The organism is Candidatus Nitrospira neuquenensis, assembly GCF_979578155.1.
In genome coordinates, this window is sequence record NZ_CEFZDU010000022.1 from 71,579 (window position 1) to 95,857 (window position 24,279).

Annotated in this window: 19 protein-coding genes; all 19 read right to left on the reverse strand. The window is 65.2% G+C overall.

From position 1 onward, the window contains the following. A complete protein-coding gene (locus AC1U7O_RS09205) occupies positions 1-1,839 on the reverse strand; it encodes an ElyC/SanA/YdcF family protein (RefSeq protein ID WP_479894431.1) in 1,839 nt (612 codons plus the stop codon). Next, complete coding sequence (locus AC1U7O_RS09210) at positions 1,836-2,861, reverse strand: CgeB family protein (protein WP_479894433.1); 1,026 nt, start codon at positions 2,859-2,861, stop codon at positions 1,836-1,838. The genes AC1U7O_RS09205 and AC1U7O_RS09210 overlap by 4 nt, the downstream gene beginning before the upstream one ends. A gap of 65 nt (positions 2,862-2,926) precedes the next feature. Then, positions 2,927-4,789 (reverse strand): hypothetical protein, encoded by a 1,863-nt coding sequence (locus AC1U7O_RS09215; RefSeq protein ID WP_479894434.1) that lies wholly within the window; start codon positions 4,787-4,789, stop codon positions 2,927-2,929. Positions 4,790-4,928: 139 nt separating this feature from the next. Further along, positions 4,929-5,609, reverse strand: a complete 681-nt coding sequence (locus AC1U7O_RS09220) for an HAD family hydrolase (protein ID WP_479894435.1) — start codon at positions 5,607-5,609, stop codon at positions 4,929-4,931. After that, on the reverse strand, positions 5,606-6,418 hold the full coding sequence (locus tag AC1U7O_RS09225) for a class I SAM-dependent methyltransferase (RefSeq protein WP_479894437.1): 813 nt from the start codon (positions 6,416-6,418) through the stop codon (positions 5,606-5,608). The genes AC1U7O_RS09220 and AC1U7O_RS09225 overlap by 4 nt, the downstream gene beginning before the upstream one ends. Next, positions 6,415-7,935: a B12-binding domain-containing radical SAM protein gene (locus AC1U7O_RS09230; RefSeq protein ID WP_479894438.1), complete on the reverse strand. Its 1,521-nt coding sequence runs from the start codon at positions 7,933-7,935 to the stop codon at positions 6,415-6,417. Before AC1U7O_RS09230 ends, AC1U7O_RS09225 begins: the two co-directional genes overlap by 4 nt. Before the next feature lie 83 nt (positions 7,936-8,018). Continuing rightward, positions 8,019-8,825 carry an acylneuraminate cytidylyltransferase family protein gene (locus AC1U7O_RS09235; RefSeq protein WP_479894439.1) on the reverse strand — a complete coding sequence of 269 codons (807 nt, stop codon included), beginning with the start codon at positions 8,823-8,825 and terminating at the stop codon, positions 8,019-8,021. Between the two features lie 528 nt (positions 8,826-9,353). Continuing rightward, complete coding sequence (locus AC1U7O_RS09240) at positions 9,354-10,460, reverse strand: pyridoxal phosphate-dependent aminotransferase (RefSeq protein WP_479894441.1); 1,107 nt, start codon at positions 10,458-10,460, stop codon at positions 9,354-9,356. Continuing rightward, the gene (locus AC1U7O_RS09245) at positions 10,457-11,485 is read right to left on the reverse strand and encodes a radical SAM/SPASM domain-containing protein (protein WP_479894442.1); all 1,029 of its coding nucleotides are present in this window, start codon (positions 11,483-11,485) and stop codon (positions 10,457-10,459) included. The genes AC1U7O_RS09240 and AC1U7O_RS09245 overlap by 4 nt, the downstream gene beginning before the upstream one ends. After that, positions 11,482-13,278: an NAD(P)-dependent oxidoreductase gene (locus tag AC1U7O_RS09250; RefSeq protein WP_479894443.1), complete on the reverse strand. Its 1,797-nt coding sequence runs from the start codon at positions 13,276-13,278 to the stop codon at positions 11,482-11,484. Before AC1U7O_RS09250 ends, AC1U7O_RS09245 begins: the two co-directional genes overlap by 4 nt. 31 nt (positions 13,279-13,309) lie before the next feature. Next, on the reverse strand, positions 13,310-14,443 hold the full coding sequence (locus AC1U7O_RS09255) for an SGNH/GDSL hydrolase family protein (RefSeq protein ID WP_479894444.1): 1,134 nt from the start codon (positions 14,441-14,443) through the stop codon (positions 13,310-13,312). 180 nt (positions 14,444-14,623) lie between these two features. Further along, positions 14,624-16,441: an ABC transporter ATP-binding protein gene (locus AC1U7O_RS09260; RefSeq protein ID WP_479894445.1), complete on the reverse strand. Its 1,818-nt coding sequence runs from the start codon at positions 16,439-16,441 to the stop codon at positions 14,624-14,626. A gap of 10 nt (positions 16,442-16,451) precedes the next feature. Further along, positions 16,452-17,852: a glycosyltransferase family 2 protein gene (locus AC1U7O_RS09265; RefSeq protein WP_479894447.1), complete on the reverse strand. Its 1,401-nt coding sequence runs from the start codon at positions 17,850-17,852 to the stop codon at positions 16,452-16,454. Beyond that, a complete protein-coding gene (locus tag AC1U7O_RS09270; protein ID WP_479894449.1) occupies positions 17,849-18,961 on the reverse strand; it encodes a hypothetical protein in 1,113 nt (370 codons plus the stop codon). The genes AC1U7O_RS09265 and AC1U7O_RS09270 overlap by 4 nt, the downstream gene beginning before the upstream one ends. Before the next feature lie 97 nt (positions 18,962-19,058). Further along, positions 19,059-20,354 (reverse strand): DegT/DnrJ/EryC1/StrS family aminotransferase, encoded by a 1,296-nt coding sequence (locus tag AC1U7O_RS09275; RefSeq protein ID WP_479894450.1) that lies wholly within the window; start codon positions 20,352-20,354, stop codon positions 19,059-19,061. Further along, entirely contained in the window at positions 20,351-21,445 is a 1,095-nt protein-coding gene (locus AC1U7O_RS09280; protein ID WP_479894451.1) for a Gfo/Idh/MocA family protein, read from the reverse strand. Before AC1U7O_RS09280 ends, AC1U7O_RS09275 begins: the two co-directional genes overlap by 4 nt. Then, positions 21,393-22,268 (reverse strand): cytidylyltransferase domain-containing protein, encoded by an 876-nt coding sequence (locus tag AC1U7O_RS09285; protein WP_479894661.1) that lies wholly within the window; start codon positions 22,266-22,268, stop codon positions 21,393-21,395. Before AC1U7O_RS09285 ends, AC1U7O_RS09280 begins: the two co-directional genes overlap by 53 nt. Next, positions 22,225-23,106, reverse strand: a complete 882-nt coding sequence (locus AC1U7O_RS09290; RefSeq protein WP_479894452.1) for a methyltransferase domain-containing protein — start codon at positions 23,104-23,106, stop codon at positions 22,225-22,227. Before AC1U7O_RS09290 ends, AC1U7O_RS09285 begins: the two co-directional genes overlap by 44 nt. Continuing rightward, positions 23,096-23,662 carry an alginate O-acetyltransferase AlgX-related protein gene (locus tag AC1U7O_RS09295; RefSeq protein ID WP_479894662.1) on the reverse strand — a complete coding sequence of 189 codons (567 nt, stop codon included), beginning with the start codon at positions 23,660-23,662 and terminating at the stop codon, positions 23,096-23,098. The genes AC1U7O_RS09290 and AC1U7O_RS09295 overlap by 11 nt, the downstream gene beginning before the upstream one ends. Positions 23,663-24,279 lie beyond the last annotated feature (617 nt).

Genomic DNA, 24,279 nt, shown 5'->3' on the forward strand with positions numbered 1-24,279 from the left:
TTACGCATACCCCTTGAGCCGGTAATAGGCGATCGCGCCGTACTCGTGCAGGATCGCCCGGACATGCTTCCAGGACACGGCGCCCCCATCGCCGAAGAACGCGCTGCGGGGGGCGGGCGTGAGCCGGACGTCGAACCCGCCCAGGTTCTTCTCGACGACCAGCCGGCTCCGAGCCGTGTTGTACCGCGACGTGACCAGCAACATCTTCCGCCACCCGCGCTCCTCGAAGATCCGCTTGGCGTTCAGAAGGCTCCCGTAGTTTCCGCCGCCCTTCTCGTCGAGGATGATGGCCTCCTCCGGCACGCCCAGCGACACCGCCAGAGCCTTCATGACCCCCGCTTCCTTGAAAACATAGCCGACGCCGGAGGAAAACACGAGGTGCCCGGCGTAGCCCCTCCGGTAGAGCTCGACCCCCTGCTGAACCTTCTCCTGATACTCTTCCCCCGGCACGCCGGATTCGCCGATCCCTCCGGCCAAGACCACGATCGCGTCCGCCGGCGCCGGCTCGTCCGCTCCGCGCAGCGGTTCGGCGACGAGCCACAGGGCGGGCGTGTAGAAGGCCACCCCGTAGAGGAGCGCACAGATGGCCGCGGCGCCCACCGCCTTGCGCCGGCCGGCCCGATAGACCTGCCGCAGCGTCTGCTGCCAGTTGATCTCCCGCGTCTTGGCCTTCTCGTCGAGTTTGGCCTGGATCAGGCCGGTCATGGCCTCGATCTTCTCGCTCCAGGCGTTTTTGGCCACCTGAGCGACCCGCCGAGCCCGCCGGTCCTCGGAGTCCCCCCTCAATTCCTCGCCCACCCGCGTGACGAAGTCCTCGACATCGCGCGCGAGCGACACGATGCCCCCGTGGCATGCGTTGAAGTACTCGACCTCCGGCAGGTTGGTCGAGACGACGGGTTTGCCCATGATGAGATATTCATTGAGCTTCGTCGGATAGACGCTCCGCGTGTACTCGTTCAGCACGTAGGGGATGAGTCCGACGTCGAACTGCCGGATGTAGGCGGGCAGCTCCTCGTATGGCTTCTGGCCGAGACAGTGGACGTTCGGCAGCTTCGCGAGGCGCGACACCTCCACCTGCAGGGGCCCGACGAGCACCAGGGACTTGTCCGGATGCGCCGTCGCCACGCGCTCGAGCAGCGCCTGGTCCACGTGCTGATGGACCCCGCCGATGTAACCGAGGATCGGCCGGCGGATCCCCGCGAGGTCGGCCGGCGGATCCCCCTCATCCCGGGCGAACACCTCGCGGTTGAACCCGTACTGGAAGACGTGGACCTGGCTGTTCAACCGGCTGCAGCGGTCGAAGAGCGCCTTCGAGTGGGCGAACACCAGGTCGGCCTGTCGGATCAAGACGTCCTCCGTCTCGCGGATCCGCTTGCTGCCGGCGGAACTGGCCTGAAAATCGTCGCAACAGTAGTAGACGACGAGTTGGGCGTCGAGCGCCCGGATCAATTCCAGCGCCAGGGCGGTCGGGAGCCAGGTCCAGACCACGGGGTTGTCGAAGCGCATGCTGCGGGTCCAGCTCCGCAGCGTCCAGAACATGAGCGCCTTGTTGAGGAACCGGGCGAGGCGCGAATAGGGAAAGGGCAGGACGAGCGGGGCGTAGACATAGAGGTTGTCCGTGACCTTGCGGATGCCGCGGACGCCCCTCCGCCAGTTCAGCAGCCGCGACTTGAGCCGCGGGAGGTCCTTGAGCTGGACGCTCCGGACCCCCGTGTTCTCGATGAAGAGCACACGGTGCCCCTGCCGAGCCAGCGTGGACATGATCTCCTGGTGCCCCTGCCAGATGAAATCCCAGTCGATCGTGGAGATGCAGACGATGTTGTGCGATTCGCGGATCATCGCCCCGCGGCCCTCAGCAGGGTTTCCATCCGATGCCGGTAGGTGTGCTCGGCCAGGACGCGCCGGTGGCCGGCCTCGGCGATCCGGCGCCGCTCGTCCTCGGCCTTCGCGTAGTACCGGGCCAAGTCCGCTGCCTCCTCCGCAGTCCGGTAGACGGCCACCTCGCGTCCCGGCTCTAGCAAGGCCTCCATCCCCGGCACGTGATCGGTCAGCTCGAATCCTCCCGCGGCCGGAATCTCAAACGCCCTGGTGTTCACGCCACCGTCGCGCGACTGGTGGTGATGCGTGTTGAGGTTGATCGTGCTGGCGTTGTACACCTTGCAGGCTTCGCAGGGAGTCAGCCCTTCACCGCGAAACGCCTCTCGGGCCCGCCGTTCTGCCAGCCACCCCTGCCAGCCGGGGCCCCAGATGCCCAGCCCCGGCACCGAGCAGAGACCCGACAGCACGGCGGCCCTGGACTCCGTGTAGACCCCGACCAGGCTCAGCGAGGCCCCGTAGCTCGCCCGCTCCCGCACGGTCAGGGGAAACGGCCGGTACAAGACAGGGTCGGCCGCGCAGGGCAGGAAGTGCACCGCCCGTGCCCCGGCCCGGCTGAGGTCCCCTTCGTACGACCGGTCGAAGACAAAACAGGCATCGTAGAGCGGCAGGCAGGCGGGAAGCTCCGACCACGGCCGCCCCGTCTCCGCATTCATGAAGGGATGGTCCACCCACCAGCCGGCCAATGTCGCGCCGGTGGCGGCCTTGAGCCGTTCCAAGATTGACGCCCGCAGTGACTCGCCCTTGAGCACGAGGACCAAGTCCGGTTTGAACCGCCGCGCGACATCCAGCACGGCACGGCTCGCCCAAGCGGCGCGCCACCTGGCATAGCGCTCCCGCAGGACCGGGGGAAAGTCGGGGAGGATCCGCCTGACTCGGCGGACGACGGATGGTCGCCCTTCGCCGATGTCGTGCCGGGGCTGGCTCAAACGATTGTAGAAGACCGTCTCGACGGAGCAGCCGACGCTCGTGAGTGCCCGGGCCACCGACTCGGTCCACCGGAGAACGAGCTTGGGACCGACCAGGAGAACGCGCGGCTGGCCACGGCGGCTCATGGGCGACCAGAAGCCGACGACAACGCCGGGGTATCCGTCTCCAGGTCGCTGGACGGCTGTCCGAGAGCATCCAACACCGGACGATACGCGGCCTCCCCGGTCCGGCCGAAGAACCGCGCCGCCAGCGCCCGCCCCCGCCGACGACGTTCGGCCAGCCGGTCCCCCTCCTCGCTCAGGAGGGCACGAACCGCCGCCCGCAACTCCCCGGGAGCCCTGGTCCTGACCCGCTCCTCGCAGTCCGGCCCGATCGTATCGAGATCGAGCGACCATTCCGACGCCACGTGGACCACGCCCAGGCCGTGGGCCAAGGCTTCCACCGACGTCGTCGAGTCCATGTACACCAGGATGCCGGCCTGGGGGAGCAATTCGCCGAACAGCCTGGTGGAGACCTCGAAATGGCGAGGGAGCGTCACGCCTCCCAGTTCCCTCGCAACATCCTCGAACGGAAAGACCGGATGACACTTGATGACCACCCGGATGTCCGATTCTCCGCCGAGCGCGGCGAGGGTTTTCTGCACGAGCTCGGCGGCCAGCGCCTTGCTGCTGGGAACGACCACGAGGGCCACAGGGGGCAGTCTCTCCCCGTCCCCATCCTGCCTCCCCTGCCGGACCTCCGGATCCAATCGCCTGACGGAAGACTCGAAGCGGATCGCGCCGCCCTTCAACAGACGGTCTTCGCCGTAACCGGCGCGCCGGAAAACCTCGAAACTGTAGGGGCCGTTCGTGACCACGAGATGGGGCCCGGGCACTCTCGCCCGTTCGTCTTCGGCAAAGAAGAAATTCGTGCAGAGGTCGGGCACGTTGGCGTCCTGGTACCCGATGCGCCGCGCCGACGGGAAGGCTCTCTCGAAGCCGAGACAGAAGGCTCGCTCCCAGAGATGATTCTCATAGGAGTACACGAAGGCGGCCACGGGCAGATCAGCGTTTCGCCATCGCTCGACGAGGAGCGCATAGAGGAAATTGACGGCCAACCTTGCCGTCGCGCGGTCCTGGGCAAGGTCGGATTCGATCAAGGGACCGATATCGAGCGACCGGAACGGCGGAAAGGGCCCGCGCGGGCGCCGCCATGCGAGGTCGGCGCGCGCCGCCTTGACCACATCGCCCGGCGTGAGCCACGCATGCGGCAGAAGGAACGCAATGCCGCTTTGCAGGAGCGCACGGACGGTTCGACCATAGGACACCGTCGGGAGCACGAGGGGCACAAGGCGACAGGACCAGCCATGGCGTTCAAGATAGGCTCCCAAATCTGCCAGGTTGACGTTCCGATACCGGCCCCGCTCGTCGAAACTCCGGCCATCCACCCAGCCATGCAACAGCACCAGCCCGGGGCCGCCCGTCTTGCATCTGCCGCCCCACGCCCCCGGACGGCGAGCCCCCAGCAGCCGGGCCTGGGCCGACCGAACCCAATGGACAACGACGAACCGGACCAACGGGAGCAGGTTCACCAAAGGGGCGGTCATCTTGGTCCGGATGGCCGGCCAGCCCAGCTCCCCATCCACGACCACGCTCCACCCCGTCGCGTCGAGACGGCGAGTCAGGACCTGTCGGACCGCGGCCTGTTCGGCGATGACAAGGAGGGGCTGGTGTGCCGGCGTCCTCTCCAGCAGGCGAACGGCGGCCAGGATCTGGCACAGCCACAGAAAGGTCTTGGAGATGTAGGGATTTTTCTCCGACAGCGAGCTGAGCCACCATTCGGGGGCATCAAGCTGCACCCCGAGCCGCCCTATATACTCGAGGTAGTCCTGCTTGACCTCCCGGGCCGTCACTTGCAACTCCGCACCCAGGCTCAGTCGCTCCCCCCTGCCGGCGAGCCAGCGGTCGCAGGCCTCGGAGACGGTCACCCGCTCGCCGAGGTACACCCATCCTCCGAATGCCTGTGGCTCGGCGTCCAGCGCTCGACGAACGGCCTTTTCTGCGGCCGGGACGATGTAAACGCGACGTTCCCCCACGCGAGAGAGTCTTCGTGCAGCGGCGAAAAACGGGCGGCGCCGGGAAGGGTCAGCCGGCCCGTTCCATCGCCAACAGACGCTCCGTGATCGTGGTGAGCCCCATGAAATCCTCGATGCGCACCGTCAGGGCCTCGGCGGGCAGCGGCGACGCCTGCGCCCCATTCACGCGACCGATGAACGGGATGCCCCACTCCCGCGCGGCATGCCAGTCCGTCGGAGCGTCCCCCACGACCAAGACATCGAGGGGAGCCAGCCCCCAGTCGGCGAGAATGCGCCCGAGGATAGCATGTTTCGTGTCGGGCGAGCCGAAGACGCCCCGGAAATACGGCCGGAGGCGACGCCGGTCCAGCAGGGTCTCCAGCTCCTCTTGCGGAGTGCCTGACGCGACGAATAGCGCGAGGCGTTCATGGTAGGCCCTGAGGAATTGGCGCACGCCCCGGACCAGGGGGACGGCGAGGACCTTCTCGAAGGACAGCTCGGCGAACCGAGCGCACAGATCGGTCAACTGCCGCTCCGGAAGCGGCTGATGCAGGATATGCCGATAGATGTGACGAATCTTCTCGTACCGCGACACCCCTCCATGGGCGCGATGATAGGCCAGGATGGCGTCGAGATGCTGCGGGTGCTCGGCGAAGAGCGTGCGATAGGCCTCGGTCTTGGCGTCCACCGACTCCAGCAGCACGCCGTCGCAATCGAAGACGATCGCCTGCAGGGAACGCGTCGCGTTCACATGCGACCGGGATCGGTGGAGGGACGAGAGGTATCCCAAGGAAAGGGCACGTCCCACTGTGGTGCCGATTCCTCGGGCATCGGCCGCTTCGCCAGGACCACTTGCACCATGCAGACTTCCTCATGCGGCGTCGAGGCCATCTCGGACACCGCGTGCCGGTACCCGACGCCGCCGACGTGGCGGGGGACGGGGCGGAGAGCGCCGAGCGCCTCGCGGAACGTGCCCACGCTGACGATGACGTACGGCGCGATCGGCGCCGCGGCCCGATCGCCGTGAAACGCGAGTCGCACCCAGGACTTGGTCATGTCCTCCAGGGTCTCCCCGTCCATCGCCACGCGGAGGTCGAACAGAAAGCGGTCTCGGGTCACACGCCAGCATTCATGGAGCACGTCGCGCCAAGTCAGGTTGGTCACGAGGGTGCCGCCGGTGCAAATCACCAGGTCGAACGCGCCGTCCCCGAACGGCAGGCAGGCGGCATCGGCGACGTCGAAACGGGCGCCGGGGAACCGCCGACGGGCTTGCTCGATCATGAGCGTCGAGCAGTCCACGCCCACATAGTCGAGGTCGGGCTGGTATTCCCGCATAGCCCCCAACAGCCCGCCGGCCGCGCACCCGACATCCAGGACGCGAAGGCCGGGGGTCAGCAGCGCCGGCAGCAGGCGACGCTCGGACCGATAGAGCTGCTCGGAGCTGGTGCGGTGGCGGGAGAAAAACTCCACGGCGGCGGACTGGTTCCAGACCCGCCCTGGATCATTCAGTTGGCCGTGCGCGTCCGCCGAGCGATGCGAGGGACCGGGAGTCTTGCTCAACACGACACCTCATCGTCGTTGATCCGGTTGTGGGCGTAGTACCGGCTGTAGATGAGCGAGAGCTCCTCGAAGGCCTGCAGGCCTTCCGCGTCCTCGCGCTCGGCCACCTGAATCCGAGGCCAATACTCCCTCGGCAACTTGACGTACAGGGCGAAGGTCTTCATCAAGCCGCGGATCTCGGCCTTGCTGAGTTGCGGCATGTTGAGCACGGAGTCCTTCGTGAAGACCGTGGCGCGTTCCTCCGGCTTGAGGTAGCCGCGCTCCAAGGCCAGCTCCCGGAGCCTCGTCCCGTGGTAGGGGGAGAAAGTGAAGGCGTTGATCGTGTCGCACTCATACTTCCGGTTCAGCTCGATGGTCTCGAAGATCATCTCGCGGGTCTCGTCCGGAAAGCCGATGATGTTGTTCGCGACGACGGGGATGCCGGCCTCATTCATGTACTTGAAGGCGTTGATCATCTGCTCGTCGCTGACGGGCCGCCCCACCACCTCCCGCCTGAATTTCTGGTTCCCGTGCTCGACCCCGATGTTCACGCGATAGCAATTGACCTCCTTCAAGAGCTTCGCGCGACGCAGGGACAGCGTCTCCGGCCGCGTATTCATGAAGAAGGGCAGCTTGATGCTGCGGTACATCTCGATGAACTCGTCGAACTCCGCCTCCGACATCGCGAGGAACGTGTCCGTGATGAAGAAAATAAACTCGATGTGGTAGCGGTCCCTCAGGGTCGTGATCTCGTCGTAGACATGCTTCATGGACCGTTTCCGATAGAACCGCCCCGCCTCCGCTTCTTTGTAGATGTCGTTGTTCGCGGGCGAGTTGCAGAACGTGCACTTGTAGGGGCAGCCGCGCTGGGTCTCGATGGGCGCCATGCGCCAGATCTTCCCGGCCAGGGGCCGGAAGAGGGTATGCGGCTCGAAGATCGAGAGGTCCTGGATCGGGAGTTCATTCACGTCCAGGGCCGGCCGCATGTCGTTCTTGATGATCGTGTCGCCGGCCTTGATCCAGAGGTTGGGAATGCGCGAAGGATCCTCCCCCCTCGAGAGGGCCCGGCACAGGTCGAGGAGTGCCCCCTCGCCCTCGCCGCGACAGAGGTAGTGGACGGTCGGCTCTGCGATCGCGATGTGCGGGGCATAAGTGGCGAAGACGCCGCCCATGACCGTGGGGATATTGAAGTCCGCCACCGCGTTGAGCAGTCTGGTGCCGATCGGAAAGGTATCCTCCACGACCGAAACCGCGAGCAGGTCGGGCTTGAAGCTCTCGACCTTCCGCCGAAAGTCCGCCTCCATCTCGCTCGTCTTGAGCGTGACGCCCCGCTCGGCGAGGTTGAAGGGGCGGACCTGCAAGTGCTTCATCTTGCGCTCATCGCTGCTGTCCTCGGCGGTCTTGTACAGCGTGGCGTCGAAGAGATCGACGACGAAGCCCTCCTGCTTCAGGTAGGCGGAAAACAGGCCGATCGCGTTCGGCACCAACATGCTCATCATCGTGTTGGGATAGACGAGCAGCACCCTGTACCCAGCCATGGAACTTCCCCCTTCGCGCGGCCGGACCGCGCCGTCGGTATCATGGGAACGGCCGGTCGTGCCGGTCAAGGCGCCCGGCCCGATCACCCATCCCTCCGCCGATCCGCCTCGTCCCGGTCCTCACCTTGGCCGGCGACCGACTCCGCCACGGCGCCATCCGGCCGGTGGCGTCGGAGCCAGAACTCCACCATCGGAATCTGCCATTCGTAATCCACATCGCAGCCCCCCCACTGCTTGAGGGGATAGATGCGCCGCCCCATCCATCTCTGCGGCAACAGTCCCGTCTCGATGTGGTCCAGGCAGCGCGGCCGCACGACGGACACCCCCATGTCCGCGAACCAGACGTCGCCCTGGGAGTCGCGGTCGCAGTTGAGCGTCGCCGGGTCCCCGAACACCTCGAAGGGCACGAAGGGGTGGAGCAGGCCGTCTTCTCCGATGCGTCTCGCCCGGAGCGGGCTCCACATGTTGTAGCGGGAGACGCTCACGGCAGAGTCGTAGTCCTCGTTCCCGCGGAGGACGCGGACCCCCTCGTCGATCATCTCGGCGGAGACGGTGGCGGCGTTGGCGAAGAGCAGCACCATCAGCTCGACGGTCTGCCCCTCGCGGGCCAGCTCCTCGCGGATGACCCGGTAGCCGTGCACGTAGGCATCCTCGCCCAGCGCCTTGCTGGTCGCCAGGTGCGGGGGACGGTCGATGATCGAGGCACCATGCTCCCTTCCGATCTCTTTCAGCCGCGGCGAGTCGGTGGACACGTAGATGCGGTCCACGCTCTTGGCCGCCCGGGCGGCCATGAGCGGGTAGGCCACTAGCGGACGCCCCAGCACAGGAGTGACGTTCTTCCCGCGGAAACCGGCCGACCCCTCGCGGCCCAGCAACAACGCGCAAATCATCCTATGCCACAAACTCAAACAGGGTCACGTTATTGCACGTAGGCCACCGTCGATCCAGGAAACGGAGCGCCGCATAGACCTTCGGCAGGTGCGCGTCAAGGCCGAGGCGTGTCCACTCGACCGCGAATCCGGCATGGCCGACCCGTCTGATCGAAAACCCCTCCCCCCACGAAATCCGACGCCGTCACCTCATAGCCGGCTCGAAACAGGAGCACCTCGTGCTCTCCAAGTCCCGAACCGATCGACAAAATCGACATCCCGCGTTGAAGCCAGCCACGGAGGACCTCGTGGACCTCGAGGACCCACTGGACCTGACAGCATCTGGTCAGGAACTCATGCTGGTCAGCGAAGGTGTAGTGGCCATACCGCATGGTATCCGCAAATTCAGTCGGACTGACCTCGATCGTCGTACGGCGCGCGCTGCGATTCAACACGTAGACGTGGCGCACTCTCATAGGGTTTCGACCGCTCTCCCCGTATGCCGGGGCGTCCGACCTTCCAGGAAGGTGGGGGCAGTGGGCTGGCTCGTTATACCTCCATCCCGCAGGAGCGTGACCGGGTGCGGATCGGTCGAGTGGCCCACGCTGCCCTGAACGCTGCCAGGAATCGCCTCATCTCGGTCACGGGGCCGACGGTCACTCGCACCCAGCCGGGATGCGCGGGGAGCCTGAGCGCTGCCCCGATGAGAACCCCGCGCGAATGCAGTTCGCCCACGATGCGGTCTTTCAGAGACCCTAGATCCGCCAGGACAAAGTTGCCGTAGCCGCACCGAACGGGAACGCCGAGCTTCTTCAACGCAGACGCGAGAAACCGCCTTCCCTGTTCGGTCTGCCGCACGTACCGGTCGAGGAGTTCCTCGTGATCGAGCAGGTAAGCGCCGACGTGGGCGGCGGAGGCACTGACATGATCGATCGGTTGTACCCTGTTTAGCGAGGCGATCACGGCCCTGGGACCCACGGCATACCCGAGGCGCAGCCCGGCGAGGCCCCAGGCCTTCGAAAACGTCCGCGTGACGACGAGGTTGTCGTGCCGCGGCACATGGCCCATCATGGTTCGGCCGTAAAAATGAAAATAGGCCTCGTCCACCAACACGAGGGCGCCGTGGACAGACGCGCGCCGGACGATCTCCAAGAGGGCCTCGTCATCGAGCACGGTGCCGGTGGGGTTGTTCGGATTGGCCAGAGCGACGATTCTGGTCCGCGGTCCGATGCGCTGGAGGATCCTCTCGGGGGCCATGTCCAGCCGGGGGCCGAAGGCTACCGCAGCCGGTCGAGCCCCGTACAGCCTCGCGTAGACCTCGAACATGGCGAACGACGGGTCGAGGAGAACCACCTCGTCCCGGCGGCGCAGGAACGCCTCGAAGAGGTATCGAATGGCCATCTCCGAGCCGGCCGTGACGGCCAGGTTCTCCACCCCCACCCCATGGTGCTTGGCCAGCTTGTCGTACAGCGCTCCGGGCTCGGGATAGGCCGCCAGGTGATGACCGGAGAGCGAACGCAGCATCGCCCGGACCACCCCGGCCGGCCAGGCCATGCAGCGCTCGTTCTTGTCCAGCCGCAACGCCGAATAGCGGCCGGACTGGGGCACCGCCGTCCGGATCAGCCGATCGACGGTTCGGCGGGGACTCGGCGTCATCCCGTCCGCTCGCTGGCCTTGGCGATCCCCAACTTCTCCAGCTCCATGCCGCGGAACGAACAGCGGTCACAGGCCTCCAGCTCGTGGGCCCTACCGCCCTGGTGCAGCATCCGATACCGAACCGCGCGCTCGCTTTGCCACAGCGCCTTCACACCGTACTCCTGGACCGTTCCGAGCGCCAGGAGGGAGAAATCCGTCACCCCGTGCATCAAGCAGGGAAGCACGGTGCCGTCCCACAGAATCGTCATTCGTTGCCACAAGAAGGGGCAGGCCCAGTCGGCTCGGAGCCCGCGGTGGTCGTCCCGGGGCCCTTCGCGGCGCGCGTCCAGGTACGCTACTTCGTCCGCCCACGGCCGCCAGAACTCGACATACTGGTCGAAGAGCGGGCGCAACTCGGGCAGCATGACCGTCTGAATGCGGATCTGCGGGTAGCCCTGCCCCCGGCCGTCCCGGATCCGGCGCAGGCGCTTCACGTTCTCAACGACCCTGTCGTACGTGGCGCCCGGACGATAGGCCTCGTAGGCCTCCCGGGTGATGCCTTCGAAGGACAGGGAGATCCGATCCAGGCCGGCGTCGATGAGCCGGTGCACCAAGGCTTCGGTCAGCAGCGTCGCGTTGGTGTTGAAGTAGACGTCGAGAATGCCCCGCTGCTTGGCGTAGGCCACCATCTCCGGAAGCCGGGGATGCAGGGTGGGCTCCCCGCGGAAGCTCAGCTTGATCGAGCAGAGTCCCTCCTCGGCCCCCTCGTCGATGATGCGGCGGAACAGGTCGAGCGCCATGTAGCCGGGCTGGTCCGGCCCCCAGGTCTTGGTTGTAGTGGCGCAGAACGGGCAGCGCAGGTTGCAGACACCGGTGGATTCGATGTCCAGATGGATGGGGAAGGGGCCGGCGGTGAAGGAAGCGGGGTCCTCGACCCACCGACGCCGATACTCCTGGAACCGCGGCTCGGCCTGTCGCGCATCGAACACACTCCGCGTCGTCACGCTGTGGAAGTTCGCGTTCGCCTGCGCCTTTCCTGTCTTCACGGTGTCCGCCTCCCGAATTCCCGCATCGTGTACTCGTACTCCGGTACCGGCTGGCGCAGCGGCTTGCCTTCCAGGAACCGGATCACCTCCTCGGTCGCCTCCAGCTCCATCCGCAGCCGGCAATCCCTCGACATGGACCCCATGTGGCAGGTCAACAGGCAGTTCTCCAGGTTCGTCAGCGGCCCCGAATAGGGCTCCTGCCCGAAGACATCGATCGCGGCGCCGGCTAGCCGCCCCGCCTGCAACGCCTCTGCGAGGTCCCGCTCGTCCACCATGTTCCCGCGCGAGGTGTTGATGAGCACCGCCTCGGGTTTCATGAGCTGGAGTTGGGGCGCGGCGATCAACCGGGCGGTCATCGGCGTCAGGGGCACATGGAGCGTGATGATGTCGGCCTCCCGGTAGATCTGCTCCTTCTCGACCCACTCCACCCCATACTTGGCGCCGAAATCCTGGTCCGGTGTCAAGTCGTTGGCCAGTACCCGCGGGCCGAATCCCGTCAGATGTTGGATCACCCGCTTGCCGACTCGTCCCACCCCGACCACCCCGACCGTCAGCTCGCCGAGCCGACGCCCCATGAATCGGTGCCACACGCCGTGCCGCATACCCCGATCGGCGTTGGCAATGTGCCGCAAGGTCGAGAGGATCAACCCGATGACCAAGTCCGCCACCGCCGGAGCCGGAGCGTCCGGCGTGTAGGACACCTGGATGCCCCGCCGGCGCGCCTCGGTGAGGTCAACGCTGTCCAGGCCGATGCCGACCCGGGAGATCAACCGCAAGTGACGCGCGCGGGCCAGCACCTCGGCCGTGATGGGCTCAGTCCCGGCGATCAGCACCTCCACATCGCCGATAAGCTCGGCCAACTCGTGTTCGCGCAGCTTCCGTCCCACGGGGTTGACGATGTACTCGACCCCGGCCCGCTCCAACAGGTCGAAGGGGCGCCGATCCAGTTCGCCGAAGGGGATCGTCGTGATGAGAACGCGCCGCTTCGCGCCCACCGTGCACGACCGAGCCGACGCCGGAGCGACGGCCGACTCCATCCCGGCCCGGCGACGATCGTAGGGCGTCGCCTCCGGAGTGAACCCCCGGCGACGAAGCCACTCCTCGATGGCCGGAATCTGCCACAGGTAGTCCACGTCGCCGTATCCCTCGTGGATCAACGGCGAGATCCGCTGCGTGGCGCAGTTCACGATGCGGCTCGGGAGCACGTCCCGCGCCGCTCCGACCAGGAAGCTGGACGGGCGAACCACCCACAACAGCGCGTCCGGAAAGTAGGCGTCGCGGAGCCCGGCGGCCTGACGCACGACCTCGACGTGGGGCACGAGGCGGCCTTCCTCGTCGAGCTGCAGGGCATAGGACGGATGGAACTCGTTCCGCAACGACACCGACATGACCCCGTCGAGCCTGGAATCGTCCAGGAGGCGCTCGACGCCATGGTCGATGAGATCGCCCGTCACGGTGGGAGCGTTGCAGAGGAGCACTACCAGCGCCTCGGGGGCTGTCGCGGTCAGGCGTCGGATTTCCTCGTAGCCATGGGCCAGGATCCGCTCCAGCGGGATGTCGGGTCCACTCAGTTCTGGAGGTCGCCGGAGCACATGCGCGCCCAGACGCTCGGCCACACGCGCGATGGCCGGCGCGTCGGTGCTCACGAAGACGTCGTCCACCAGGCGCGCGTGCTGGGCGGCCAGGATCGGATAGACCATCATCGGCCGACCGATCAGCGGGAAAGTGTTCCGTCCGGGAAACCGGTCATCGTCCAGCCGACCGCAGATGAGCGCCGCCACGCCCTTAGCCATCTCGTCCCAGGCTCTCCCTCATCCACATGGATCAGGCGGTGACACCAGTCCGTCGTACGCGCCCGTCGTCACCAACCGGCCATCCTTGCTCCACGATGCAACGCGCGAGGTGGTCGGCGACACACCTCATGCCTTCGGGCGTAAAATGAATGGTATCTACGAAGTAGGCGTCCTCATCCGGCACGAGTGCGGCAAGGTCCACCAGGGGCAGCTCATACTCGCGGGCCAGCTCGCACCAAACCTGGTTCTCCATGCGCACGCCGTCTCTGTACTTGAGGACCTGCCGGTCATCTCGAACCCGCTCATGGACATGATAGGCAAATGTGGTCAGAACGACCCCGATGCGGTTGGCACGACAGAGTTGAATCAACTGACGGATGTTCCGGCGTTCGGTGTCCAATCCCATGAACGGATTATCGAGGTTCGGCTTTCCCGCCCTGATGCTGCTGAGCAGGTCATACCGCACGTTCCCGAACCCCAAAAGCCGACTCTTCAGGAACGCATAGGACTTCCAAAGACGCAGATTGGGTAGGCGAGACGCCAATTTAATCCTAGCGTACGCTTCCCCGAAATTCTTCCGACTATGCGAGTAGTCGGAAGCGAAGGGCGCGGTCAGCGAGGCCTCGAGGTCGTTGAAGCCGTGGTAGAGGACGATGAGAGCGGGCCGGAGGTCGATCAGGTGTAGCGCGAAGTTGACGAGAATCTCCGCGGAGGTCCATCCCCCCATTCCGCAGTTCAGAACCTCATAGCGACCGTCCGGGTCCCTCTGCTTCAGTGACTCACGCAGGCAGAGTGGATAGGAGTATTCGTCAGGATCGCCGACCACCCAGAGGCTGTTCGCGGTCGTGGACCCTCCGAGGCACATGATGCGTCGGACGCCCGGCGCGGCCTCAGGGGACACGTCCTCATTGAAGAACCGAATGTTGTTGATCCGGTGAGGCCGAAATTCGAACCGTCCCCGGTGGAGCGGATAGGGGGCGGGCTGGACGTTGCCAACGACTGTGTTGGGCCGATACACGTACGGCAAATAGGGGTGCGGTACCACGTACAGGTCCCGGTGTGTCCGCGGCACGACGAATGTGGTTCCCCGGAGGCGCAGGAACGCCCGAAAGCTGACCTCCACCGTCAGCAGCGCTGCGGCTATCGCGACGAGCCAGAGAAGCATTCCTTCGAGCTACCAGAGCGGATAGATCGAATCCGGATGCACCGCGTCAGGCTTTGGAGACGACTCGCCCCCCCGCTGGGGAACTCGGCCGGGAGAGAGCCGACGCAGCAGACGGCGAGCCGCCCTGAACACCCCCTCTAGAAACCCTCTCAGCATTGCGATCCCTCCAGGCTCGGCACATCACGATGGATGGGGAGCATACAGCGCGGCGTACAATCCCTTCCGGACGACCAGGTCGGCGTGTCGCCCTTCCTCGACGACGCGCCCGCCATCGAGCACCACGATGTGGTCCGCCCGCACAACCGTTGACAAACGATGGGCAATTACAATCACCGTCCTCCCACAAGCCGCGCGCTCCATGGCAGCCTGGACCTCCGATTCCGACTGCGTATCAAGCGCACTGGTCGCCTCATCGAAGATCAAGATTCTGGGATCGCGCAGCAAGGCACGGGCAATGGCCAGCCGCTGCCGTTCGCCACCGGAGAGCTTGAGCCCCCGGTCGCCTACCACCGTCTCATAGCCTTGCGGGAGTCGCTCGATGAACCCATGGGCGTTCGCCTTTTGGGCCGCCTCCATAATCTCCTCGCGAGCGGCCCCTGCCCGCGACAGGGCGATGTTCTCCGCCACCGTCCCGTGGAAGATGAATGTGTCCTGGCTCACAAACCCAATGGCCCCAAGCCAGGAGTCTCGGTCGTAATCCCGGAGGTCCAGTCCGTCGACCACGATCCGTCCCTCGCCCGGTTCGTAGAACCTGATCAGCAAGTCCACCAGCGTGGACTTTCCAGCACCGGATGGACCAACGATGGCCGTCATCTCACCTTCTCGAATCTCGACCGTGATGTCCTGGAGCGCGGGCGTCCTACGGCCATACGCGAAGCTTACCCGCTCGAAGCGAATTCCTTCCCGCAGTCCGTTGAACGGGACCCGGCCCGCCTGGCTCGCCTGGCTCGGCTCATCGGACGCCGCAAGCTCGCCGACGACGCGGGCGGCGGGGAGGAAGAACTTGAGCGTCAGCCACCCCTGTCCCATCTGAGAAAAATAGGGGCCGACGCGGAACCCGATCGCGGCCGACAGCGCCAGGACGGGCATGATCGTCCGCGGGTCCTCAACGAACCCCAGGGCCGGGAGGCAAAGGAGAAGGCCCAGTACCCCTACCCAGAACACTTCATTGATGCGCGCCGGCAGCAGACTGATCACCCAGTGCCTGGCCAGCACACGCTGCAACCGTTGGATGGCGGCCCCGTACAGGTCATGGATACGTTCAGTGGCGGAGAATATCTTAAGCTGGCGGATTCCCGCGATGGATTCGGCGAGTATGGCCAGCGCCTCGCCCTCCGCCTCCTGGCGCACGGGACCGTCTGCATGCGTCAGCTTGGAGAAGGAGGCCATGACCCCGGCATAGACGACACCGAACGCCGCCAGCAGGAGCATCACTTTCCACGAGACGGCCAGAAGGAGCCCCAGGAGCACGACCATCGTAAGCATGTTCGACAATTGCTCGATCGCCGCCTGAACCGCATAGGAGAAATGGTTCGGCTCATGGTAAAGCAACTCCACCAGCCGGCCCTGTTTCTTATCCAGGAAATACCCGTAAGGACGATCCAGCGTCCGTGCGAGCACTTGCCGTCTCGTCGCGGCGCTGATACTGAGCCAGAGTCGAGCCGAAACGGCGCCGCGCAAGTACTGGAGAACATTCTTGAGCACAAACAGTCCGACCATGCCCGCACCGAGGAACGCCAAGGCCAGATCGGTTGGGTAAGACGATACGAAGCTCCAGACCCCTTTGAACGGCCCGGTAATCGGAGCGGGCGGTTCTCCTTGCGACGCGCCGGTGAGCATCTGCACCACCGGTACGATGAGACCATAGGACACTCCCTCCAGCGCCGAGGTCGCGAGGATGAGGGCCAATACGCCGGCCACAGCCCACCGATGCGGGTACAGCGCAAGCGCCAGGTACCCATAAGCCTCCCGATCCCGTGATCCCGAACGAAGTTCCATTCGATTCACATCACCCGGGAGTACGGAGAAATGGCCCTGGCATCAGGCGCTTCCGCAGCCCGCCCCCCAGCAAGTCGGCGATCATACCGGCGGAAAGCTCATCCTTCACGGTGAGCAGTTCAGGCCCCAGCAACTCCACGTATCCCACGCGGCAACGGTCGAGCGGCCGCCCTTCCACGAGCACATCCGTGCGGGCAACCATCATCTCGCCAGCCTCACGCACAACGCGCCCGCTTCCGGCGCCCGTGCCGTACCCCATGCCCGGACGAAGTCCCCCTTCGCCCTCTGTCCAAACCCTTGCCGCTTCCGCGTCCACCGAGAGCACGACATCACACTGATGGAGGGCGAGCGTATTAACGGCTTCCTCCAGCCGCCCATGGTCCCGGAACGGACAGTACGGGGAGAGGAGCGCGACGTAGTCGTGCTTCGCACCGTTCGCGAGTACCAGGGCCCGCATGAAGGCGAGAACCGGCGGCCAGCCCGGCACGCCGGTGTCGGGCTCCGGCCACGGGGCACACGCAATCTCCCGCTCCGCGCAAGCCCGTGACAGCGCCTCTTCGGCACCTATTACAATGATTCGGTCGCGGCCTGAGGCCTGTGCGCGAATCTGGCCAAGGCTGAAGTCCAGGAGTGTCGCGTCGCCGAACGGTTCGGTCAGCCAAGCCTGCGCCCTAGCAGATTCTCCCGGCCAGTCGGTCGGAACGGCGATCAGGCCCGACCAGGCGCTGCGGTTCGCGACCCGTCCGGCATGAACACGCTTGACGTGTCGCCGTGCTGCGGATCGGCTCACGAGGTTCCGCGACATGGAGCGAGCATGCTGGCGGTAATACAGCAACGGGAGGTGCACGGTTCCCACCTCATATCGACCGACCAGTCGGAGCCACAGATCGTAGTCTTCTTGGTACCGCAGCGTCTCGTCAAATCCGCCCAGTGCCTCCAAGCAGGCCCTTCTCCACATCGAGCCACCCGGCAGAGGAGAGCGCCCCGTTCCGGCCACGGAGCGGCTAAAATCCAGTGTCCGGGTGTACCCAAGCAGTATCCCGTCTTCGCGGACCGTGAAATAATCCGGGTAGACCATGGCCGCCGCGGGATGATCGTCCAGGTACCCGGCAAGCACGGCCAAGGCGTGGCGGTCCAGATAGTCGTCGGCGTCGAGTCGCATCACATATTCGGCCGTGGCGCGCATAATCCCCTCGTTGGCCGCCGCGGCAAGGCCCACCCCGTGTAGACGATGCACCGACAATCTCGAATCCCCGGCATAACGCGCCACCACCTGGGCCGTATCGTCCGTGCTGCCATCGTCGACGACGATGACCTTGAAATCGCGGAGCGTCTGGTCCAGCACACTCCGGATGCACTGGTCCAGGAAGCGCCCGTAATTGTGCGCGGTCACGACCACGGCCACCTTCATCGACATCCAGCCACCATGGCCGCCCGGCGGTGTCCCGAAAACTCAGCTCGCCGCCCGAGAAGCAGCCGGATCTGGCGGAGCACGCGGAGCGTGGCGTCACGCAGGACCGCTCTGACCCGGTGGTTCATGGAGCCGGGACGGCGACCTCTGATCAGAGCCGTCAGCTTGCTCGTCAAAGCCCTCTCGTCCTTCACGAGGATGAAGGTCCTGGCAGTGTCCCAATGGAACCGCCGCATAGGATCCCGCTCGCCTTCGACAATCGTGGGCAAGGTCAAGCCGACGACGGGCTTGCCGAGGACGTAGGCTTGGATCAACGGCATGGCGGTCAGCCCCATCACGATGTCCGCCGCGGCCACGGCTTCGACGTCCGAACACAAGCCGTCGTGGAGCATCGGGACCGGGACCTCGCCCCCCGCAGCGTACATCCGACCTTCATAGGGATGCGGGCGCAGTGCGATGACGACCTGACGTCCGGTCCGAGTCGAGGTGCGTTCCACCGCAAGCCTGACGGTGTCCAAGAGAGTTCCTTCAGGGGTTGCGCCTTGGAACAGAGAATGACATGACTGCGTACACGGAGAGTCCGGGCCGTGGACATGCAGCACCTCCGAACAGCAGAGCACGAGCACCCCATCGTCCGGCACTCCGATCCGTCGCCGGAGCGAGGCGACCCGTCGCCGAGCGAGCAGCCGTCGCCGAGTCCTGTGCATTTCTTCCAGGTAGGGGTGGCCAACCACGCGGATGCGATCCCTTTTCAGACCCAGACGCTCCAACATGCGCGAGGTGTTCTGGTCCATGACCCCCAGCACGTCCGGTGCATGCCGGAACCCGTCTCCGTTCCGTCCACGGAATCGGTCGAGGTTCTTCCAATGGTCGAGGAGGGCCACCGTCGGGACTCCCAGCCGCCGGCACGCGGACAACAAGTGGACCGCCGTTCGGTCGCGCAAATGGCCGGCATCGCTGATGTAGAGGTCCGGAGACAGCGCAGCCACCCACCGTATCACCTGCCGGTCCCGAACCGGCGGTCCCAGTCCCGCGGCCTTCAGCGTCTGGCACGGGATACCCGCCAGACGAAAGACGTCGCAGGCCGACTCGGTCCCCAGCACGGTCACGGAGGTGGTTCGTTCCCGCCTCAGACGCTTGACGACGGGAAGAAGTACGCGCGCTCCCCCGATGTCCTGTCCGTAAACGAGCAGCCTCGGTTGCATCTCAGCCTTCGGACCAACCCCGCAGCGCATCACGATTGGCGAAAACTTTCTCCACTGCAGCGACTAGATCGTCCACGTCGGCCTCGACCGCGGGATACCGGCAGATATTCGTGGTCAGCACCTCATCCCGGTACAACCGCTCGGCCACGGGACACAGGCCTTCCCGGTAGTCAACGTTCCCCTGGTAGGCCGGGCACGCCGGCCCGCATCCACGGCCACCCACATGACGACCGCGCCGAAAGAGGGGGAGCAGGTGCAGCGGTTTCGCATAGCCGCGTCCGACCGGAATTCCCTCGGCAACAAGGGCCTTAACGACGCTATCGCGCGGCACGCCCCAGAGATCACTCCTGATGCGCATGGCATAGCTGTAGTAGACGTGAGAGCATTCGGCCCGAACCGCTGGCGGCTCGAGATATTCGCACCCACGGAGACGCTTCGTCAGGTGCTCGGCCAGTCGGACGCGCCACGCGTTCAGCCAATCAAGTTTCTGGACCTGGGCTCTCGCCACCGCAGCCTGCAGCTCAGTCATCCGGTAGTTCCAGCCGATCATCCCGTACAACGTCGGGTCGCCGTGGCTTTCGACAACGGTCTCGCCATGGTTGCGGAGGAGTTGCAACCGCAAGGCCAGGTTCGAGTCATCAACCACGGCGATCCCGCCCTCGCCGCACTGTATGGTCTTGTGCCGGTTCAGGCTGAACACACCCATGTCGCCGATGGTCCCCGTATATCGGCCACGATAGGTCGCGCCGGGGGCTTGGGCGTTGTCTTCGATGAGACGGAGAGCGTGTCGCCGTGCGATCTCGCGCAAGGCTCCCAGCTCGGCCGGCTGTCCGAGTAGATTCACGGCGACGATCGCCCGAGTACGGGGGGTGATCAGCTTCACCACGCTGTCGGGATCGAGGCAGAAGGTGCGCTCCTCGACGTCGGCGAAGACGGGCACGGCGTTCTGCATGAGCACACAGGTCGCCGACGCCGACATGGAATAGGGCGAAGTGATGACCTCGTCGCCCGGGCCGATGCCGGCGGCGGCCACGCAGGCGTGAAGGGCCGACGTCGCCGAATTGAACGCCACGGCATGCTTGGCGCGGAACTTCGCGCAATAGGCCGCCTCCAGCCTGCGTACCTCCGGGCCGCCGAGGAATTCCTCGCTGCCGCCAGCGACGAAGCCGGAGAGGAGACCGGAATCCAGGACGGAGGTGACCGCAGCCCGCTCCTCCTCGCCGATCGTATTGTGGGCCGGATACGGCTTGCGCCGCACCGGTTCCCCACCGAGCAATGCCAACCGCGTCAGGCTCACGATCGATTCCTTCCACCCGCAGGCAGGTCCGTGGCCACCGGCCCGAGCAACACCTCTCGACAGCCTTCGCGCGCCGACAGCCTGATCGCTTCCGCAACCCGCAGAGCTTCGATCGCCTCCGCCCCTCCGCATCGTGGACGTTGCCCGGTCTCGATGCAGGCGATGAGGTCGCTCACCGAACGGGAAAGGGAAGTCTCCCAGTCGGTATCGCGCGCCTCGCCTTCCGGCGCCAACAACCGATAGCCGGGGAAATGCGCATCCGCAACGGCGCGGACCCGCTCGATGCGCCGTCCGTTCCCGGTTACACGGATCCGTCCCCGATCTGCCAGGATGTCGATCTCCAATAGAGAGTACGCCCCGGGATCGCAACTCTGGAGCAGGCACGGGGCATCGCTCTTTGTCCGGCACCAGGCATCGAGCTGCGGATCGGGATCATCCCCTCCGGCTGGAGTCAATGCCCGCACGGACTCAAGGTCCCCGACCATCCAGCGGATGAGGTCAATGGCGTGAGTCCCATTGCCGACAACACCCCCCGGATAATAGGCCGACACCCGCCTGATGATCCCCCACTCGCCACGATGGAGCTCGTCAGCCAATTTCCCGAGCGCGCCGACCCATCGCCGCCCGTAATGGACCTGCACAACGGTCCCTCGCTCGGCCGATACTGCCAGCGCCCGCATTCCTTCCGAGAGGTCAAGGGCCAACGGCTTTTCACAAAATATCGCCCGCACACCTCGGCGCGCGGCCTCTTCGATCAACGGAGCGTGGGTCTGGGTGGGCGTACAGATGCTGACGATGTCAACGGCCTCCCGTTCGAGCAATTCCCCCGCATCCCGGTACAGGGCACGGACGTTCCAGAATCGTCCGAACTCCTCCAGACGCCCATCATCCCGGTCGGCGGCGGCGACCAACAGGACGCCCTCCGTGGTCCGGTAGGCGCCCGCGTGGCTCAACGGAGGACACCCGGGTGTCCACCTGCGCAAGGAATCGTTTCGCCCTCCGATCCTGCCGCACCCCAGGACAGCGACTCGGTACGGCCTAGCCACGCGACGCCCGTCGCTCGGAAACGATTCGCTGGCGCACGTGCCCATTCAGCGCCCTCAGTCGGGGCGTTTCCGCTAGAAGGCGAATCGCCTCCCCCGTACTGAACCGGATGTCACGCCCTCCCAACGTCTCGAAGATTTCCCTGATCACGGCGAGGTCCTCGGCAGTGTCCACCGTCATGCGGAGATCCGGCCGGCGCCAGGAGGCATAAGGACCGGCCGCCTCGAAGGCGCCGAGCCGGTACCGTTCAGGGTGGTCATAGATGGCGAAGGCCGTGTGCTCGCGAACCGCGGGATCGTCGTCCGACCCAGCGGCGTCGGCGAGCGCGTGGCGGGAGAAGACCTGGACCGATACCCCGACTGGGAAGGTCCGCTCGGCCTTCCAGTTCAGGCTGTGATGCATGTGCGTCGTCGTGACGTAGTCAAACCCACCCGCTCGATAGAACTCGACGACGTCATCGATCAACTGCGGATCCACCAACGGGTTGTCACCCGTCAGCGCCACGATGTCGTCGGCGCCGAATGCTTCCGCCGCGCCCAGGACCCGTCCCACGACATCGTCCACGCTGCCGCGGTGACACCCGACGCCGAGACGGGCGGCCAACGCCTCAATCTCGTCGTCCGCCGGATTGACCGTCGTCGCCACCACAATCTGATCAACGCTGGAGGCCGCCGCAACGCGCTCGATCAGCAGCTCCAGCAAAGGCCGCCCCAGGATAAGGGCCATCACCTTGGCCGGCAGACGCGTGGACGCCATGCGCGCTTCGATGGTCGCGACGATCTTCCTTGACGGACTCACATGGACACCGCTCTCGCCGGCACTTGGTTCAGACAGGGCTGAGCAGGGGCTTCCGCCCGAGGACAACCACACGATCCGCCCGTCCAAGGTCAAGGAGCCACGCGCTATACGCGTACTCCATGGCCATCCCGAGCTTGCCGAGCATCCGGGGAAGATCCCAGCCAAGCCGGTATTTGAGGTTGGTGCCCGGATAGGCTTTCAGAGCAAGGACATCGAATCCCGAACGCACGAGAATATGGCGGAGGGAGGTGCCGGTGAAGAAAGCCTGGATGCTGTCGCCATGCCGGCTGAAGAGCGATTTGCCGGGATCGTCGTAGAAGGCGCTCGTGGCTTGCGCCATCTTGATCAACAGATGCCCGCCGGGTGTCAACATCTTGCGGAGGAGGCGGAAGGCTTCGCGCATGTCGGTGAAAAACCCGGCGCACTCGTTGATCGTAATCAGCCGGTAGTCCCGCGCCGTGACCTCGAACGGCAGGTCGTTAGGGAACGCCCCCTGGTACACCTTGAGCCCGTTGCCTTGGGCAATCGCGACAGCGTTGGGATCGGGATCGACGCCACAAGCGTCGAAGCCGAGGACATTCAGGACATGACAGAATTGCCCGGTCGAGGTTCCGATATCCAATGCGGGGCCTCGCTCCGGAATCCGCGACCGGATCAGCCGGTACAGACATTCTCGCTTCCCGACGACGCCCGGGCTGGTATCATAATCGTAGGACTTCGCCCATTGAGCGGAAACCCATCTCGCGTAGCCGACGGCCTCGTCCTCATCCATGCGGCTCTCTGGATAAAACAAGCCACATTCTTGACACTCCAGGACATCGCGGCACCGGCCGCCGTACTTTTCCTTCTGCCGGGCGCGATACAGCACGGCCCGGCTGTGGTGACAGAACGGACAATCTTTAACGATCATCGGTCAGCACCTCATTAAGCCTTGCACGCTGAAGACCGTCTCGCTGTCTGCTGTTGAACCCGGACAGCCCTTTCACCACATTCCGCTCAAGCAGCGCATCATAGATGACGGAGAAAGCCAGCCGGTTGCCGGCGGAGTTCCAATGGTCGTCTCGAGGAAAATACACCTGCTCCTTCCGCGCCGCGCTGGCCCTAAATGCAGGAATCAGATCGATGATGGGAATGCCCAGACCATGGGCCAGGTCGGAAATGACGCGATACGGCGCGACCATATCGCACCCGACAAGCCAAGGCGGCCCACCGCTTGTAGTCTCTTGTAGCTGTTTTAAGTAGGTGATCTCCTTGGTCGGAAAGAGCGCCACAACCAGCGTGGCGTCGTGTTCCTCCGAGAATGTCTTGGCCTGAGCCATGGCGGCTTTCTGAATCTCCAGCCCCTCACGGACCTGGGCCCTGCCCAGGTCCGTTTCCTGACACCGATTGTCGAACCGCACAGTCAAGCCACCGGCCCGATACCAAACCCGCTCGTCCAACTGCCGACTGGTGGCACGCGCACGCATGCGCAGCAACACCCTCCAGAGAATCGAAGAATTATAGAGCCACAACTTCAGGCCCCGCCGTCCGGTGCCCCAGGCAGGACCGTAGTGGACAAAGCGCCAGTTCTCTACCAGGTCGTTCCCATAAAACCCCCAGATGATCAGGCGAGGATGGTATGCCCTTCCCCACTTCTCCAGCCGGCGGACTTGCTCGAGTCCTCCCCCCCCACATGCCGAGGTTGGCAAATTCAACGCCTAACGCCCGGGCCAAGAGGGTAACCCAGCAGTCGTCGCTCTCCACTCCGAAGCACCCGGTAAATGAATCTCCGAGCGCCAGGAGGGGAGCTTCGCCCGAATCCCGGTCGTCCCGAAACCCGGCGTCGCTAAACCGGTTCGACGTGGACACATGAAATACCCCATCTTCAAAGGCCTCAGGGTACCGCTTAAGTCCGGGGACATATCGTGCTCCGTAGGTCCAATCGTCGAGTCCGGTTGCCGTCGGAATGGGTGGCCGTTCAGCGTTGAGCCGCCAGGACTTGGCAACGGGATGGGACCAGGAGGGGAACACCGCCACCGCCATGCGCAGACCGAACTCGGCGGACAGCAGCCCCACGAGCGCCCCGAACAGACTCAGTAGTGGG